This window comes from Flavobacterium panacagri, assembly GCF_030378165.1.
GTDB lineage: Bacteria > Bacteroidota > Bacteroidia > Flavobacteriales > Flavobacteriaceae > Flavobacterium > Flavobacterium panacagri.
The window spans coordinates 3,368,720-3,387,063 of the sequence record NZ_CP119766.1 but is presented as its reverse complement, the minus strand read 5'-3'; the positions used below and the strand labels follow the sequence as shown (position 1 = coordinate 3,387,063).

General features: G+C 33.6%; 16 protein-coding genes. 5 read left to right on the top strand and 11 right to left on the bottom strand.

Annotated elements, in window-relative coordinates; all coding sequences use genetic code 11:
- Nucleotide 1: 1 nt before the first annotated feature.
- The 3 genes from P2W65_RS14980 to aspA form a co-directional block, all read right to left on the bottom strand.
- The gene (locus tag P2W65_RS14980) at nt 2–676 is read right to left on the bottom strand and encodes a response regulator transcription factor (protein WP_109192922.1); all 675 of its coding nucleotides are present in this window, start codon (nt 674–676) and stop codon (nt 2–4) included.
- Between the two features lie 221 nt (nt 677–897).
- On the bottom strand, nt 898–2,172 hold the full coding sequence (locus tag P2W65_RS14975) for a BamA/TamA family outer membrane protein (RefSeq protein WP_289658630.1): 1,275 nt from the start codon (nt 2,170–2,172) through the stop codon (nt 898–900).
- A gap of 152 nt (nt 2,173–2,324) precedes the next feature.
- A complete protein-coding gene (gene aspA / locus P2W65_RS14970) occupies nt 2,325–3,734 on the bottom strand; it encodes an aspartate ammonia-lyase (protein ID WP_289658628.1) in 1,410 nt (469 codons plus the stop codon).
- 156 nt (nt 3,735–3,890) lie between these two features.
- Here aspA and P2W65_RS14965 point away from each other — a divergent pair, with 156 nt between their 5' ends.
- Both P2W65_RS14965 and P2W65_RS14960 read left to right on the top strand, forming a co-directional pair.
- Nucleotides 3,891–4,469 (top strand): pentapeptide repeat-containing protein, encoded by a 579-nt coding sequence (locus tag P2W65_RS14965; protein ID WP_289666196.1) that lies wholly within the window; start codon nt 3,891–3,893, stop codon nt 4,467–4,469.
- 38 nt (nt 4,470–4,507) lie between these two features.
- Nucleotides 4,508–5,644, top strand: a complete 1,137-nt coding sequence (locus P2W65_RS14960) for a hypothetical protein (RefSeq protein WP_289658626.1) — start codon at nt 4,508–4,510, stop codon at nt 5,642–5,644.
- On the opposite strand, the gene P2W65_RS14955 is transcribed toward P2W65_RS14960, so the two are convergent.
- The 4 genes from P2W65_RS14955 to glyA all read right to left on the bottom strand — a co-directional run bounded on the left by P2W65_RS14955 (nt 5,641) and on the right by glyA (nt 9,390).
- Nucleotides 5,641–6,144, bottom strand: coding sequence for a GNAT family N-acetyltransferase (locus P2W65_RS14955; RefSeq protein ID WP_289658624.1), 504 nt, complete (start codon nt 6,142–6,144; stop codon nt 5,641–5,643). The genes P2W65_RS14960 and P2W65_RS14955 overlap by 4 nt on opposite strands.
- 1 nt (nt 6,145) lies before the next feature.
- Entirely contained in the window at nt 6,146–7,186 is a 1,041-nt protein-coding gene (locus P2W65_RS14950; RefSeq protein WP_289658622.1) for a GMP reductase, read from the bottom strand.
- Nucleotides 7,187–7,383: 197 nt separating this feature from the next.
- Nucleotides 7,384–7,977: a MiaE family protein gene (locus P2W65_RS14945; protein WP_012025392.1), complete on the bottom strand. Its 594-nt coding sequence runs from the start codon at nt 7,975–7,977 to the stop codon at nt 7,384–7,386.
- Nucleotides 7,978–8,115: 138 nt separating this feature from the next.
- Nucleotides 8,116–9,390 (bottom strand): serine hydroxymethyltransferase, encoded by a 1,275-nt coding sequence (gene glyA, locus P2W65_RS14940; protein WP_109192916.1) that lies wholly within the window; start codon nt 9,388–9,390, stop codon nt 8,116–8,118.
- Nucleotides 9,391–9,500: 110 nt separating this feature from the next.
- On the opposite strand from glyA, the gene fahA reads away from it, so the two are divergent.
- Nucleotides 9,501–10,784, top strand: a complete 1,284-nt coding sequence (fahA, locus tag P2W65_RS14935; protein WP_289658616.1) for a fumarylacetoacetase — start codon at nt 9,501–9,503, stop codon at nt 10,782–10,784.
- A gap of 106 nt (nt 10,785–10,890) precedes the next feature.
- Here fahA and P2W65_RS14930 read toward each other — a convergent pair whose 3' ends face one another.
- Both P2W65_RS14930 and P2W65_RS14925 read right to left on the bottom strand, forming a co-directional pair.
- Nucleotides 10,891–12,075 carry an endonuclease/exonuclease/phosphatase family protein gene (locus P2W65_RS14930; RefSeq protein ID WP_289658614.1) on the bottom strand — a complete coding sequence of 395 codons (1,185 nt, stop codon included), beginning with the start codon at nt 12,073–12,075 and terminating at the stop codon, nt 10,891–10,893.
- Between the two features lie 213 nt (nt 12,076–12,288).
- Nucleotides 12,289–13,329: an agmatine deiminase family protein gene (locus tag P2W65_RS14925; protein WP_289658612.1), complete on the bottom strand. Its 1,041-nt coding sequence runs from the start codon at nt 13,327–13,329 to the stop codon at nt 12,289–12,291.
- 184 nt (nt 13,330–13,513) lie between these two features.
- Between P2W65_RS14925 and P2W65_RS14920 the strand changes: the two genes are divergently transcribed.
- Both P2W65_RS14920 and P2W65_RS14915 read left to right on the top strand, forming a co-directional pair.
- Nucleotides 13,514–15,028: a choice-of-anchor I family protein gene (locus P2W65_RS14920; RefSeq protein ID WP_289658610.1), complete on the top strand. Its 1,515-nt coding sequence runs from the start codon at nt 13,514–13,516 to the stop codon at nt 15,026–15,028.
- Between the two features lie 202 nt (nt 15,029–15,230).
- On the top strand, nt 15,231–16,490 hold the full coding sequence (locus P2W65_RS14915; protein ID WP_289658608.1) for an OmpA family protein: 1,260 nt from the start codon (nt 15,231–15,233) through the stop codon (nt 16,488–16,490).
- A 340-nt stretch (nt 16,491–16,830) separates the two neighbouring features.
- Here P2W65_RS14915 and P2W65_RS14910 read toward each other — a convergent pair whose 3' ends face one another.
- Nucleotides 16,831–17,721: a carbon-nitrogen hydrolase gene (locus P2W65_RS14910; RefSeq protein ID WP_264551216.1), complete on the bottom strand. Its 891-nt coding sequence runs from the start codon at nt 17,719–17,721 to the stop codon at nt 16,831–16,833.
- Nucleotides 17,722–17,896: 175 nt separating this feature from the next.
- Nucleotides 17,897–18,307 (bottom strand): hypothetical protein, encoded by a 411-nt coding sequence (locus P2W65_RS14905; protein WP_289658604.1) that lies wholly within the window; start codon nt 18,305–18,307, stop codon nt 17,897–17,899.
- Nucleotides 18,308–18,344 lie beyond the last annotated feature (37 nt).

The following is an 18,344-nucleotide window of genomic DNA, read 5'->3' as shown; positions in this document are numbered from 1 at the left end:
TTTATGGCTTTATAACATAGCCCAAACCTTTCATAGTATGAATAAGTTTGGTATCGTAAGGCTTATCGATTTTTCTTCTTAAATAAGTGATATATACATCCACAACATTGGTATTCATATCAAAATTAATATCCCAAACATTATCTAAAATTTGGTCACGAGAAACGATTCTTCCCATATTTTTTGCCAAATAATATAATAGTTTAAACTCTTTTGCGGTGAGAATAATGCTATCAGCTCCTCTTTTTACTGATTTGGCACGTCCGTTTATCTCTAAATCACCAATAACGATAGTATCAATTTTTTCTGTTTCCTGATGTGATCTTCTGTAAAGCGCATTTACTCGGGCATCTAGTTCTCCAAATTTAAAAGGCTTTACCAAATAATCATCGGCACCGGCATTAAGACCAGTTACAATGTTTTCTGAAGTTCCTAAAGCAGTAAGCAATAAAATGGGAACAAAATTCTTGCTGGCACGAAGTCTTCTGCAAATCTCGATTCCATTAATATCTGGAAGCATCACGTCTAAAACTACAACGTCAAAAGTATAATTATGAATCATCTCCAAAGCGGTTTTACCGTCAAGAGCTACACTAACTTCATTATTATTTTCAGCAAATCCTTTACGCAGAATTGATAATAGATTTGGCTCATCTTCGACTATTAGTAACTTCATAGTAATTTGTATATACAACAAAAATAAGGATTGAGTTTCAAAAATAGTACTTATTACGGATAGAAATTATGATTTAATTATGAACAATTACGCCAATACATAAAAAAAGCAGACCAAAATAACCTGCTTTTTCTTATTTATTTTAGATAAATGTTTCTGATTCTCAATTTTTGAAGTTAAAATGTAGTGTTGCTTCGAATTCAAATTGAAGAGTCTTAACATTAAAACACTTCTCCTGCATTTAGGTAAAATCCTTTCGAATTATTTCCCCAGGCATAATCGGCAACAAGATTGGTTCTTGTTTTTTTATCTATTAATATCCTGAATCCAACTCCAGCCGCAGGCTGAATGGAATGAAAAAGTCCTGTATTATTATCAGTATTACTTGCAGTTACAAAATTGGTAAAAACCGTTCCGCTCAACATTTGATTGCAGGTAATAGGAAAACGGAACTCAGTAGAAAGATAAATTAATCCGTTTCCTCTAAACAAACCTTGGGTATAACCTTCTCCACTCCTACTTCGCTGATCCCAACCAATTGCAGGAAGATTTAAATATGGAACTTCACCTCTGGTTATAAACTGTCCGTAAGCCCAGATTCCTAAAATGTAACGATCATTCTTTCGCGAAAGCGGTAAAAAATGTCGATACTCTGCATATAAAACATTGCTATATTTTTGATTGTGAAATAAAACTGGATTAAAGCGATAATTGAGATTCGCAAACCAGCCTCGAGAAGAATTGACCTGATTGTCACGAGAATCATAAACCATATTCAAGCTGACTCCAGTCAGGAAATATTCTAAATCATCAAAACCATGCCGCTGACTGTAATTGTAATGATAGGTTAAATTTCCGTTTTCAATGTCCAGTTCTTTATCTTTTATATCCGTATACCAGTCTATGTTTACGCCTCCTCCAACATAAAAATTCTTTCTTACCTCAAAAGATGCCGTTTGATGAAATTTGAAATAATTATAATCCATGGATTGTGCAATAGAATCAATACTAAAACCATCTGGACGATCTCTTCGAGGCGGAATAATATCTGTTCCCAATCCATAATTCGGTTGCGAAAAAATATAAAACCGATAATCTCCACTTAAAAATATTTTATTATTCTTTAGCAGAATATTATTCTTAACGTTAATCATCCATTGTTTTTTCAGGGTATAAAGAATTCCAAGATTGGCTACAGAATATTTGTCGTTTTCCTGTTTTCCTTTGAAAGTATATTGTGCCACCGCGCCAAAGAAAAATCCCGTTGCAGGTTGTGAACCTATAGCTGGAATTACAAGAAAAAAATCGTTTTTTGTGGGCTTGACTACATAAACAGAATCTTTCTTTTTAAAAAGTTCTAAAATAGTTTTAGCAGGACATTCTTCTTTATTTTGAGATTCTATTTCGGTTTGAGCATTTAGAAATAACGGAATAATAAAAAGTAAAACTGCTACTTTTAATGTTCGCTTAAAATTTGTGTTTTTTAAAAATTCCACACTTGTAAAGTTTTAATTTTTATATAATCCAAGACTATAACCCCATGTAAATATAACTCATTTTCAATACTTTACATAATACCATTTTAAAAACAAACAAAACAAGCCGTTAATTTCTTAACGGCTTGTTATTATAAATTTTATATCTAAAATTACTTTGTGATAAATTTTGGATGAATTAAATTCTCTAAAGAATAGATTTCATCCCATTTTTCCTGAGTAATCAGCTTTCTTTCCAAAACAGCAATTTGATGTACGCTTTTACCAGTTTTTAAAGCTTCTCCAGCAATGCTGGCACTTTCTTCGTAACCAATAATTGGATTAAGCTGTGTTACGATTCCAATGCTGTTCATCACCATATTGTAACAATGGTCAACGTTGGCTGTGATTCCAACAATACATTTATCAATTAAAGTTTGGATTGCATTTGAAAGATAATCTAATGACGTAAACATAGCAAAAGCAATAACTGGTTCCATTACATTCAATTGTAATTGTCCCGCTTCTGCTGCCATTGTAACGGTTAAATCTTGTCCAATTACATAAAAACAAGTCTGATTCACGACTTCTGGAATTACAGGATTTACTTTACCTGGCATAATAGAAGAGCCTGGCTGACGTGCAGGAAGATTAATTTCGTTAAGACCTGTTCTTGGCCCTGAACTTAATAAACGTAAATCGTTGCAGATTTTAGAAATCTTAACCGCAGAACGTTTTAATGTTCCCATAATTTGAACATAAGCTCCAGTATCAACAGTTGCTTCAATCAAATCTGGCGAAAGCATTAATGGAATTCCAACCTCATCTGCCAAATATTTAACGCAAATTTCAGGATATCCTTCTGGTGCATTTACTTTTGTTCCAATTGCCGTTGCCCCCATGTTGATTTCTAACAATAATTCTTGAGCATTTTTCAAGCGCTGAATATCTTCACCAATAGTAGTCGCATAAGCTTTGAATTCTTGCCCCAAAGTCATCGGAACCGCATCTTGTAATTGCGTTCTTCCCATTTTCAGAACTTCTTTGAATTCTTCTCCTTTTTTAGCAAAAGCAACTTCTAAGCCCGCCAAAGTTTTAATAAAGCTTTCCATTTTTAAATACAAAGCAATTCTAAAAGCCGATGGATAAGCATCGTTTGTTGACTGTGAACAGTTTACATGATTGTTGGGATGAAGAAACTGATATTCTCCTTTTTTGTGACCAAGATATTCCAGTCCAATATTCGCGATAACTTCGTTAGCATTCATATTTACCGAGGTTCCCGCTCCACCCTGAATTAAATCGCTTACAAATTCCTGATCAAATTTACCAGCAATTACCTGATCGCTTCCATAACAAATCGCTTCTGCGATTTTAGGATTTATCGCGTTGCAATCTTTATTTGCTAAAGCCGCAGCCTTTTTTACATATCCTAAAGCTTTAATGAACAAAGGTTCTTTTGAAATTGGAATTCCGGTAATATTGAAATTTTCTACAGCTCTAAAAGTCTGGATTCCGTAGTATAAATGATTAGGAATTTCTAATTCTCCTAAAAAATCATGTTCCTTTCTTGTTGATTCCATATAATAAAAATGATCTGTTTTAACTTAAAAATAAGCGTAAAGCTACAGCATTTTAAGCATTAAAAATAGAATTAGAATCAAAATGATTTAGGATTAGTTCTATTTATTTTATGGTAAATTAGTACCTTTTCACCCTCAAACAATTACTTGAAAGAGTTGAAAAAAGAAAGCGAATATTTTCTTGATAAAGAATACAATACGATTATTTACGCCAAAGACGATCTTAATTTTAAAGACTTCGAAGGTTGCGTATTTAATGATTGTAACTTCTCTGCCTGCACTTTTCTAGCAGTTACTTTTATTGACTGTGTTTTTAATAATTGTATTTTTAGCGAAGCAAAGATTAATTACGTCGCTTTGAGAACAGTCACTTTTAATCGATGCGAAATTAAGGAGGTAAATTTCGCCATGTGCGACAAATTAATTTTTGAAGTACATTTTAATGACTGTATTCTCGACTTTTCGAAGTTCTACACTTTAAAACTAAAAGGAACTCCATTTATCAATTGCAGTTTAATTGCCGTCGATTTTATGGCTGCAGATTTAACCAGTGTTGTTTTTGACAATTGCGATTTATACCGTTCCGAATTCAACAAAGCCATCGCCAACAAAGCTGATTTTAAAACAAGTTATAATTACACTATTGATCCGTCTAAAACGAAACTGAAGAAAGCTGTTTTTTCTTTGAATGAAGTGAAAGGGTTATTGTTTAAGCATGCTATTGTTGTCAGTTAACTTTTTTCTTTATTACAATAAAACTTAATATTATAAATATGAATTTTCGTTTGTCTTATCTGGCTTTTAATTTAATATTTTTCTCTTTTACAATATCAATTGCCCAAAGCATTAAAAAATATGATAATTTATTTTATGAGAAATACAATGCGATTAGTAATCAAAACTTAAAAGATTCTGTAAAATCAGTTCATCTCAAAATAAGTAAACCAAAAGAAGATATGCCGGAATATAAAAAAACAGACGCTATCTTTAGTAATGGAATTAGAGGCTCTGCTTATTTCTATTTTGATAAATTTCAAAGACTTCAAAGAAGATCAGGCGTTGTTTTTCCACGTCTAAACTATCTAGAAGATGATTCTAAAACAGAATACGAATATGAATATAATGAAGCCGACTGGGTAGAAAAAAAAGAATTAAGATCTGCTTTAAAAAAGTATTATCCTGTGATGGATTATAATTTGTTAATCAAATTAAATCAAATTAGCATTCCCAAAGCAGATGAAATATCTGAAGAAGATGGTAAGATTTGGCCTAATTATAGAGCAGATAAATTTGAATACGAAATTGACAATGCAGGAAGAATTATTAATCAGAAAGAGTATTTTGTATATAGGACTGGTAAAGAAACTATGAACAAAAAAGCCAATGATAATGACCTGGTAAATAAAATAACATTTATCTATAATGAGAAAGGGCAAGTTACAAATCAAAAAATTACAGTTGGTTTATTTGCTAAGAATAAAATAGCATATCACTTTTTAGGTACTGAGTGCTCTTATTGTAAAGACTTACAATTGCAATATGAATATGACTCAAAATCACGCATTACCAAGGTAATTATGTTTGGATGTGGAAAAGTTGTTGCGGAACAAGATTACACCTACAATTCCATTAAAGATTATGTAGAAACTGTAAAATATTATGTGACAGGAAATGGAGAAATAGCCAATCCTACTAGAAATTTCGTAAAAACATTTAATGAACAGGGTGATATTATTAAAAGAGAATACATCCCTAATTATACTGACCAAATTATCATTCAAAAGATAAGCTACTATACTTACGAATACGACTGCCATAACAACTGGATAAAATGCAATATTTTCCTTGAAGGAACACAAGATGGGGAACCAACTTTAGTTGCGGAACGAAAAATCGAATATTACAATTAAACGATTAACTTTTTCCCCATTACATAATCCTCCATCAAATACCCATTTCCAATTTCTATATCAACGGTTTCTTTAATTTCGAAACCTAGCTTTTTATAGAAATTTAAAGCGGTATTGAAACGGTTTACATTTAATAAAAGTTCATTTGAATTGTTTTCTAAAGCAAGTTTTTCAATAGATTCAAAAACTGTTTTGCCATATCCTTTTCCTTGAGTTTCTGGCAAAAGATAGATTTTATGGATTTTGGTAATCGCTTCGTTTTTATAATGATGCTCAATTCCAATAAAACCAATTACTGATTCAGAATCTGAAACTAAATAAAATAATTGTTCTTTATTCTGAATTTGTTTTGATAGCGCTTCATCAGAATAAATGAGATCCAACATATAATCTAATTGTTCTGAAGTCAAAATTTCGCCATACGTTATGGGCCAAGTTATGTGTGCTATTTCTTGAATTTTAGCAATATCTTCAACAAATGCTTCTGTAATTTTAATCATATTATTTTGTAAAAACCTGATTTTCCTGCTCGCTTACGCGGATGAAAGTCGTTCGTTTTGTTAATTCTTTTAATCTTGAGGCTCCGACATAAGTACAAGTGCTTCTAATGCCACCCAAAATATCTAAAACAGTATGAATCACATCTCCTTTAAACGGAACTTGAACTGTTTTTCCTTCACTTGCTCTATATTCTGCAACTCCTCCAGAATGCTTGTCCATTGCAGTTTTAGAACTCATTCCATAAAATTGTTTAAATTTTTCGCCTTTCACTTCAATTAGTTCTCCGCCACTTTCGGAGTGACCTGCAAGCATTCCGCCTAACATCACGAAATCAGCTCCTGCACCAAAAGCTTTGGCAACATCTCCTGGAGCTGTGCAACCGCCATCACTTATGATATGTCCGCCTAAACCATGAGCAGCATCAGCACATTCGATAATAGCAGATAATTGTGGATAACCAACACCTGTTTTTACTCGTGTGGTACAAACAGAACCTGGGCCAATTCCGACTTTTACTACATCAGCACCAGCTAATAAAAGTTCTTCAGTCATTTCACCAGTCACAACATTTCCGGCAATAATGATTTTGTCTGGATATTGCTTTCGGGTTTTCTTTAAAAATTGAACAAAATGTTCTGAATAGCCATTGGCAACATCAATACAGATAAATTTCAGTAACGGGTTTGCAGTCAATATTTTTTCTATTTTCTCAAAATCTTCTTTTCCTGTTCCTGTACTTACAGCAATATAATCGTAAAAACCAGGACTTACATTTTGAAGAAAACTATTCCATTCCTCTAAAGTATAGTGTTTATGAATGGCTGTAAAAAGCTTTTCTTTTGCCAAAACTTTTGCCATTTCAAAGGTACCAACTGTATCCATATTAGCACCCATTATTGGAATCCCTGTCCAATTAGCGGTACTGTGCAAAAACTTGAAATTTTGTTCTAAGGAAACTTCTGATCTGCTTTTTAGCGTTGATCTTTTAGGTCTAAACATTACGTCTTTAAATCCTAATTTTAAGTCCATTTCTATTCTCATGATTCGAGTTTTTGGTTACTCTCAAATATAGGAATTTTTAGATTGTAGACTTTAGATTTTAGATTAACAAAAACTTGAACTTTTGAACAATTATTGAATTGTGTTCGCGAAAGCGCTTTTTTATTTCACAAAGCAAAACCGAAAACTGCCACTGATACTGAACACAAAAAAAAACTAAACACTGAACACTAAAAAAACTATCCGTGAATCGTTTCGCCTTTTCCGTAATTGGTAATAATAGATTCTTCAAAAGCCAGCCATTCTCTCCAACGTTTTTCTACGTCGATTCCTGTTCCGTATTTTCTTGCGTATGTGATGAATGTTGTATAATGTCCTGCTTCGCTTTCCATTAATTCTCTATAAAAAACAGCTAATTCTTCGTCTTTTATATTTTCAGAAAGTACTTTAAAACGTTCACAGCTTCTGGCTTCGATCATCGCAGAAAATAATAATCTTTCTACAAGACCGGAAACGCGGCTTCCGTCTCCACTCCTTTTCATGTATTGATATAGTTCGTTTACGTAATCATCTTTACGTTCACGGCCTAATTTTAATCCACGTTTAATGATAATATTATGAACCTGCTCAAAATGATCGATTTCTTCTTTGGCTAAAGCCAATAAATCTTTTACTAAATCTTGATGTTCTGAATTATTAGTAATAATTGTAATCGCATTGGTAGCTGCTTTCTGCTCGCACCAAGCATGATCTGTTAGAATTTCTTCTATATTTTTCTCAACAATATTTACCCATCTTGGGTCGGTTGGCAATTGTAATCTTAATACGCCCATAGTTTTGTTTTTTGTTTCAGGTTTGTTTTGTTTCAAGTTTCAAGTTTTCTATTCTAAACGAAAAAAGTTCAAAGTTTCATAATACGCTTAATTACGTATTACAAAACTTTAAACTTGAAACCTTAAACTTTAAACTAATTAATACGCAAAAATTGGTCTTTCGCTCATTAATTCGTTTACTTCTTCAGCAACTTCTTCGATAAGATCTTCATTTGTGTGATCTGTAAGAACTTTATCAATTAAAGCTACGATAGTTTCCATATCTTTTTCAACTAAACCACGAGTTGTGATTGCAGCTGTTCCAACACGAATTCCGGAAGTGATAAATGGAGATTTATCGTCAAAAGGAACCATGTTTTTGTTTACTGTAATTTCAGCTTTTACTAATGCGTTTTCAGCTTCTTTACCAGAAATATTTTTATTTCTTAAGTCGATAAGCATCATGTGGTTATCAGTTCCACCAGAGATAATGTTGTAACCTCTTTTTACGAAAGCATCCGCCATTGCATTTGCATTTTTTTGCAATTGCATTGCATAAGTAAAGAATTCATCTTTTAATGCTTCACCAAAAGCAACAGCTTTAGCAGCGATAATGTGCATTAAAGGTCCACCTTGATTTCCAGGGAAAACAGCTAAGTCTAATAATGAAGACATCATTCTGATTTCTCCTTTTGGAGTTGTTAATCCTTGTGGATTTGGGAAATCTTTCCCCATTAAGATTAGACCTCCACGTGGTCCTCTTAATGTTTTGTGTGTTGTTGTAGAAACAATATGGCAATGTGGAATTGGATCACTTAATAACCCTTTTGCAATAAGACCAGCTGGGTGAGAAATATCAGCAAATAAGATCGCTCCTACGCTGTCAGCAATTTGTCTAAAACGAGCAAAATCCATATCACGAGAATAAGCTGAAGCTCCTGCAATGATTAATTTTGGCTGTTCTTTAGTTGCAATTTCTTGAATTTTATCATAATCTAAACGACCCGTTTCAGCATCTACACCGTAGAAAACCGGACGGTATAAACGACCTGAGAAGTTCACAGGAGAACCGTGAGTTAAGTGACCACCGTGAGATAAGTCAAAACCTAAAATAGTATCACCAGGATTTAAACAAGCGTGGTACACAGCAGTGTTTGCCTGAGAACCAGAGTGAGGCTGTACGTTTGCATACTCAGCACCAAATAATTCTTTAGCTCTATCAATAGCAATCTGCTCAATAACGTCAACTACTTCACAACCGCCGTAGTATCTTTTGCCAGGATATCCCTCAGCATATTTATTAGTTAAAACAGACCCTGCTGCCTGCATTACTTCATCACTTACAAAATTCTCAGAAGCAATAAGTTCTAGTCCGTGAATTTGTCTTTCTTTCTCCTCTTGGATAAGATCAAAAATTTGTTCGTCGCGTTGCATTTTTTTGTTTTTCGTTAATTTCACGCAAAAATACAAAAAAACGTTTGTTGTACTGTTAGATTATGATATATTTGACATGTATTTTTTCAACAAACTAATTAACATCTAACATGCCTATAACCGCCAACGATACCAGTAGAAAATCATGGTTAGAAGTGCCAGAAAATAGCGACTTCCCTATTCAGAATATTCCTTTCGGCGTGTTTCTTACCAAAGAAAATGTCGTTACAGTGGGAACACGAATTGGCGATTATGCTATAGATTTAGGGGCTTTACAACAATTAAACTATTTTGAGGGCATAGATTTAACAGATGATATGTTTATGCAGGACACGCTGAATGATTTTATTTCTGACGGAAAAAAAACATGGCGTTTGGTTCGAAATCGTATCGCAGAAATCTTTGACATTCATAATCCCCAGCTTAGAGATTCAACAAAACACCGAGATATTGTTATATTTAAAATCGAAGATGTAGAGATGCAATTACCAGTTTTAATTGGTGATTACACTGATTTTTATTCGAGTAAAGAACATGCTACAAACGTAGGTAAAATGTTCCGTGATCCGGAAAATGCTTTATTGCCCAACTGGCTTCATATCCCGGTTGGATATCATGGAAGAAGTTCTACAATTGTACCTTCTGGAATTCCAGTTCACAGACCAATGGGACAAACGTTGCCAGCAGGACATGAAACACCTGTTTTTGGTGCATCCCGTTTAGTCGATTTTGAATTGGAAACTGCTTTCATTACAACTGATGTCAATGTAATGGGAGAAAACATTCCTACTTACGAAGCTGAAGATTATATTTTCGGAATGGTTTTATTGAATGACTGGAGTGCACGTGACATTCAGAAATGGGAATATGTGCCACTTGGGCCATTCTTAGCGAAGAACTTTGCGACTTCTATTTCACCATGGATTGTGACTATGGATGCATTAGAACCTTTTAGAACTAAAGGGCCTAAACAAGATCCAACTCCACTTCCTTACTTACAAACTAAAGGAAAAAAAGCTTTTGACATCCATTTAGAAGTATCATTAAAACCTGAAGATCAAGAAGAAACAGTTATTTCAAGATCTAATTTTAAATATTTATACTGGTCAATGAGCCAGCAATTGGCGCACCATACTTCAAACGGATGCCGTGTAAATTCTGGTGACATGATGGGTTCTGGAACTATTTCAGGACCAACTCCAGACAGTTTTGGTTCTATGCTGGAATTAACTTGGGGCGGAAAAAATCCGTTAAAGTTAAATGGTGGTGAAGAACGTAAATTTATTGAAGATAATGACACTGTTATCATCAGAGGTTTCTGTGAAAATGCAGAAGTAAGAATTGGATTTGGCGAAGTTTCAAGTCAATTATTACCTCCATTTATCAGACAATGAAGAGCAGATAAAGATTCTGAAAACATATAGAAAAAAGAAAACCTTGGTTATCGCCAAGGTTTTTTTATGCTTTTGTATTAACTTAAAATTTAAAGTGAATAGTTATTTATTCCAAAATCACCTTTACCCAAACCAAACGATGATCAGAACTTGATTCCCGTTTTTCAACTAATTCCGACATTGGCTCACCTTTAGCAGGCCAGAACACTCCACTGTTGACAACCTTAAAACCAAGTTTGGATGGCAATACATAATCAGCACGCATTCTCCAAAAGGCAGTATGATTAATTCCAAAAGGATTTTTAGGACTAAATTCAGCACCACCTTTACTAGCAGGTGTAAAGTCGCTATTAATTTTCGGATCATCTACTAAAGACTTTATTCCTTCTCTAATAGCATCACCCTCAACTGGTGAAGCATTTTGATCGCCCAATATAACGAATCGAGAATTCGGAGACAAACCACCTTTTACACCTTTATCATCATAAATATACGAAGCCGAATTGTCTGAAATATAGTCTTTCCAGAATCGGATTTCATCATGATTTCTTTTTCCATTACGATCCTCAGCACCATCAAAGGTCGGAGGAGTTGGATGACTGGCCAAAATATGAACTATTTCATTGCCAATCTGCACAGGAACATCCCAATGAGATTTTGAAGATAAAGGAAATTCTTTCCATGCTTTCTTGTTATACCAATCTGATCCATCTGCTTTTTTAGTAAGCAACGCTCCTGGCATATCTTTCCACTTAAAATTCTGAAAAGTACGAACCGCCTTAACATCAATAGGATATTTAGACAAAAGCATCATCCCATATTGCCCAGGATACATACCAAACGCCCATGCATCATTCCCAAAATTGTCAAACTTTCCATCATTGTTCAAATCGTAAGGACTTGGCTGTCCAGTATTCACTGTTGCATAATAGTAATAAGGATAATCAATAGCGGTCGCTCCACCTTGGCTAACATTCAAATAATTTTTAATAAATGCCTTTACACCAATTTCAGAATCTTTAATATAATCAAATTCGTTTAGCAAAATAATGTCTGGCCTAACAGTCTGAATAATCTGGGCAATATTTTTAATTTGAGCATTATGCCCTGAATTAAGTTGATTAATTAACATCTGCTCCGATTTTCCCATTGCGCCTTTGGGAGAATAATTATCAGATTCCATACTTACATTGTAGGTCGCAAATGTAAGTTCATTTTTTTCTTGCGAATCAGACTGTGAAAAAAGAACTCCGGAAGAAAGCACGGAAAGGATAAAAAATATTTTCTTCATATAAAATTTAATCTGCATTTCTGCATTATTGAGCATACGAATATAATAAGGTTGTCCGGACACACGATAAATCTGTCTGTTAAATATACAACAAAAAAAGCTGCCACTTTTGGTGACAGCTTAAATAATATAAGAAAGTCTCTGAATATCTGACAATTCTATTACAGATTAAAAAAATCAAAACGATTACTTTATAATCTGTAGCTACTATTTTTATGCAGGAATCTGCTGACTTAAACAATGTAAAGTTCCAAATCCCCAGATGAAATCAATACAGCTGATTCCAATAACTTCTCTGTCAGGGAAACATTCTGCTAAAATATTCAATGCTATACGATCGTTGCTGTCGTTGAATGTTGGTACTAAAACGCAATTATTTAAGATTAAGAAATTAGCATAACTAGCCGGTAATCTTAGATCTTCAAAATCAACACGTTTTGGCATTGGTAATGCTACAATTACTGGCGATTTTCCGTTTTCTAATTTTGCTTCTTGTAGACGTTTCAAATTATCCTGCAAAGGTTTATAATTTGGATCATTTTTATCTGTTTCTACAATCGTTACAATTGTATCTTCATTTACGAATCGGCATAAATCGTCGATATGACCATGCGTATCATCGCCTTCTATTCCGTCTCCAAGCCAGATAACATTAGTTACTCCTAAATATTCTTTAAAAACCGCTTCGTAATCTTCTTTTGTAAAACCAGCATTACGAACCTGAATTGTTGGATGCATCAAACATTCTTCAGAAGTCAGTAAAGTTCCTTTTCCATTTACATCAATTGCTCCGCCTTCTACAATTACTGGTTTTCCTTTATACATTACCTGTGTTAACGGAACATCAATAAAATCTGCGACTTTACCTGGAACGAATTTATCTAATTGATAGTTTTTATATTTTGCCCAGCCATTAAAATTGAAATTCAACGCTTCCCTTTTTGAACCATTTTTCACAATAATTGGCCCAGAGTCTCGCATCCAGCTTCTGTTGGTTTTATGAATGATATAAGAAACATTTTCAAGATTTACACGAGCTCTTTCAAGCATATCGGCAACTTTTTCTTTCAGTTTTTCATCGGCTACTACCAAGAAAACAGTTTCAAAAGTGGCTACCTTTTTTATAAATTCTACAAAAGCCCATTGAACAGCTTCGTATTTTCCTGGCCAATCGTTGCCATTATGCGGAAAACACAATACAATTCCTTGTTGTTTTTCCCATTCTGCTGGAAATCTTCTATTATTTGTTGACATAAATAGGTTCTAATTTAGAAAGTGCAAAGATAAGCATTCGTTAGGATTATAAAACATTCTATTAAAATTCCTATATAATTTCACAATAAATATCCTGTAAAATTTAAGTTAAAGATTATATAATATGTTCTTAATATTTGACAGAAACGCTGTAATTACTTTTGCCGAAACTAAAAACTAACACATGAAAAAATTATCTATCTCTTTATTAGCAGCTCTTTTTATTATGGCAAGCTGTAATAATGATGAAAATTCAAACAACGAACCTGAAGTTGTTGTAAACGAAAATCCAGCCACTTTCAAAGAAATTGGTTCTATTACAATTGGCGGTGAAGCAGCTGCAGAAATTTCGGCTTATTGCGAAAAAACAAAAAGATTATTTACAGTAAATAACAGTGGAGTCAATCAAATTGATGTTATTGATATCACAGATCCAACAAAACCAATGAAAATTGGAAAAATTGATTTAGTAGCTTATGAAGGAGCTGCAAACAGCGTTTCTGTATTTGATGGGAAATTGGCTGTTGCTCTAGAATCTACTGCAAATAAACAAGCTAACGGAAAAGTTGTTGTTTTCAACACTTCTGACTATAGTTTAATCAAACAAGTTACTGTTGGAGCTTTGCCAGATATGGTAACATTTTCTCCTGATGGAAAATACATTATGACAGCTAACGAAGGGGAACCAAATACAGATTACTCACAAGATCCAAACGGAACTATTTCTATTATTGAAACAAGCACTTATACTGTAACAACTTTAGATTTCGCTTCTTTTGCAAGTCAGGCGGCAACATTAGCAAAAGATGGATTCAGAATTTCTAAATTCGCTAAGAGTTTTGCTCAGGATATTGAACCAGAATACATTACTATTTCTGATGATTCAAAAACGGCTTGGGTAACTTTACAAGAAAATAATGGTGTAGCTAAAGTTGACTTAACTTCTAAAACTATAACCGCTATTTATCCTTTAGGTCTAAAAGATTATAATACAGCAGAAAATGCTATTGATGTAAGCGATCTTGACGATAAAATTGCTTTTAATCCTTGGAAAGTTAAAGGATTATTTATGCCAGATGCAATCAGTCATTTTTCTGCTAACAATGTTCCTTATTTTGTTACTGCTAATGAAGGAGATGCCAGAGAATACAATGCTTACACTGATATTAAAAGAATGAAAAGTGTAAAACTTGATGCAACAGCTTTTCCTGATGCTACTTTAAAATTAGATGCCAATTTAGGAAGATTAAATCTAGTTACTGATATGGGAGATACTGATGGCGATGGAGATCTAGACGAATTGGTAAGTTTTGGAGCAAGATCTTTCTCTATCTGGAACGGAAATACAGGAAAAATTGTTTATGATAGTAAAAATGATCTTGACAAAAAGGCTCATGAAATGGGACTTTATGACGACAAAAGAAGTGATGACAAAGGTTCTGAGCCAGAAGCAGTATATGTTGCAAAAATGGGAACTCAGAATATTCTTTTCGTTGGCTTGGAAAGAGCTGATGCATTTTTAACTTATGATGTTACAAATCCAAACTCTCCGCAATATTTACAAACAGTAAAAACTGGAGATGCACCAGAAGGATTATTATTCATCCCAGCCTCTAAAAGTCCTACAAAAAGAAGTTTATTAGTAGTAAGCAGCGAAGGAGACGGAACGGTAAAAATTTACCAGCCAGATTTGAAATAATCATAAATTTATCCAAATTTTAAAAAGAGCAAAATGTAAATTTTGCTCTTTTTTTTACTTTTTATTGATACTTAATTAACTAATTTTCATAAATATAAGCCAAAACATGGAAATTATGTAATTGGATATACAACGCGTACTTAAAACGTGTCCTCTAATTTTGTCATGAGTTTAAAATAAAAACAATTTAATTTTTGATATCATGAAAAAGAAATTAGTATCAGCCTCTTTATTATTACTATCCTTTGCCGCTGGCGCACAAAATATGGCTACCACTTCTACCAAACCAAGTGTAGATCAGGAATTCAATAAATGGTCGATAGAACTTAACGGTGGTGTTAACAAACCAACGAGAGCTATGACTCCAGGTTACACTACAGAATCTGCCAACTTCTTTCACGGAGATTTAGGTGTGAGATATATGTTTAATCCAAAATTTGGTTTGAAATTAGATGTTGGTTATGACCAATTCAAAGAAAAAAAGAATACTCCAGATTTTGAAAGCCGTTACGTAAGAGCAAGTTTACAAGGAGTTGTGAATGTTGGACGTGCTTTAAACTTTGAAACATGGACAAATACAATCGGACTTTTGGCACATGGTGGTTTTGGAGTTTCACAAATTAGTACTGAAACAGGTTTTGGAGGTCAAGATTACATGGCGCACGGAATTGCTGGTTTAACTGGACAAATTAGATTAAGCAATAGAGTAGCATTAACTGGAGACCTTACCGGAATTGTGAATGGAAGACAAAACTGGAACTTTGACGGAATGGGCAACACTACAACAGGTTCTTTCGATGGAGTTTTATTAAATGCTTCTGTTGGTTTGACATTCTACTTAGGAAAAAACCAGAAACATGCTGACTGGGTTGGCGAAGAAGATAGAATTGGTGAATTGGAAAAAAGAGTGGACTTGATCGAAACTGGTCTTATCGATTCAGACAAAGATGGAGTTGCTGATTTATACGATTTAGAACCAAATACTATTGCAGGAGTTGCTGTCAACACAAAAGGTCAATCTATTGATACCAATCAAAATGGTGTGCCAGATGAGTTAGAAAGCTACTTAGATAAAACCTATGAGAAAAAAGGAGCTGGAACAGCTACAAACAATACTGTTGAAGAATTAATCAATGGAGGTTATGTAAATGTTTATTTCGACTTTAATTCGTCTAAACCTACAAATGCTTCTTTATCTGGTGTTGATTTCTTAGTGAAATATTTGAAAAACAATCCAGGAAAATCAGCTGATATTATTGGTTATGCTGATGAAATTGGAAACACAAACTACAATACTGAATTGTCTAGAAAAAGAGCGGAAGCTGTGAAAAAAGTAGCAGTAAATGCAGGAATAGACGCTTCAAGATTGAATGTAATTGCTAACGGAGAAGATACTTCTGTTAACAAGAACTCTAAAGAGGCACGTCAAATCGTGAGAAGAGTTACTTTCCAAGTGAAGTAATCCATATAAAGCTAAAAACGAGAAAAAGAGCTATTCAAAATTGAATAGCTCTTTTTTGTTTAAAATAGAACTGCCTAAAAAGCTTTTCTAAGAAATAATTGTTGATTAATACACAATTCACATAAAGCTTCGGAGAAGCGATATATTTATAGAATTCCAATTAAGCAAAGAAAAATAGCTCCAGCGGAGCGACATATTTTTGCAATCTAATTTATGTCGCTCCGCTGGAGCTTTATCTTGTAAATGTATTTTCAGTGCTATAAATATATCGCTTCTCCGAAGCTTACAAAAAAAAAGAGCTGTCTTTTCAGACAGCTCTTCCTATATCATTTTAATCAAATTATCTATCAATTGCTCTTTTTGTGATATCTCCAAAAGCATCAATTCTTCTATCTCTAAAGAACGGCCAGTTCTGGCGAACATTTTCCTGAAGATCTAAATCAACCTCAGCAATTAAGATTTCTTCTTTATCGTGAGAAGCCTGAGCTAAAATCTCTCCTTGTGGCCCAGCAATAAATGATGCACCCCAGAATTGAATTCCTTCAGTTCCTTCAATATATTTCTCTAAACCAATTCGGTTTGCAGCCGCAACGAAAACACCATTTGCAACCGCATGACCTTTCATTACATTCATCCAAGCACCGTACTGATTTTCTCCGTACTGTTCTTTTTCTTTTGGATGCCATCCAATTGCTGTTGGGTAGAATAAAACTTCTGCTCCCTTAAGCGCTGTAATACGAGCCGCTTCTGGATACCATTGATCCCAGCAGATTAATGTTCCAACAGTTCCTTTTTTAGTTTCAATCGCTTGGAAACCTAAATCTCCTGGAGTGAAATAGAATTTTTCATAGAAATGCGGATCGTCTGGAATGTGCATTTTACGGTATAAACCAGCTTCTGTACCGTCTGTATCAATGATATAAGCACTGTTGTGGTAGATTCCAGCCATTCTTTTTTCGAAGAAAGGAACAATAATTACTACTCCTAATTCTTTTGCCAATTCGCTGAATGCAACAAAAGAAGTACTGTATAATGGTTCTGCTAATGCAAAATTATCAACATCTTCGCTTTGACAGAAATAATGACTGCTATATAATTCAGGAAGTAAGATTACCTCTGCTCCTTGACTTGCAGCATCTCTTACCCAGCTGATACATTTTTTAAGATTATTTTCAGCAACGTCATTCAGATTTAACTGAATAACTGATATTTTATATTTTCTTTTCGGCATGACATAAAATTTAGAGTGCAAAAATAATACTTTTTAAAGGAATGGCAAAGTCTATAACTTTTATATAACAGGGAAAAAAGAAGGATTTAAAACAGAAAACCATTTCACATCAGCTTAAAATTAAACTTCTGCAAAATGGTTTATCAACCTAAAAAAATATCAACTAAACAAGTTGTTACTCAATCACAACTTTCTGAATTAGGAATTCAGTTTCTGATTTTTTGAATTTAATTTCGAAAGTTCCTTTTACAGAAGATTTGAATTTGTAAACTGTCTTTTTAGGATCTGGAACTTGTTGCGTACAAACTTCTGATGGATATTTTGCAATTACCTGTAATCCTTTTACATCTCCAATTGTTACTTCTGAAATTTTATCGAATTCTGCGCAAGCATTATCTACAACATAAGTTACATCGTAGCTTAATTCGTCATTTACTTTTCCTGTTGCTGGTCCTTTGATTTCTGTTACTAAAGCAGCCTTTGTAGTTGGAACCGGAGTTTTCTCATCGTCATCGTTACTGCATGAAACAAATGCAATTGATAAAAATAATACTACCAAAACTGATTTTAATCTAAAACTTTTCATATAAAATAATAATTAATTGTTAATTACTATGAAGACG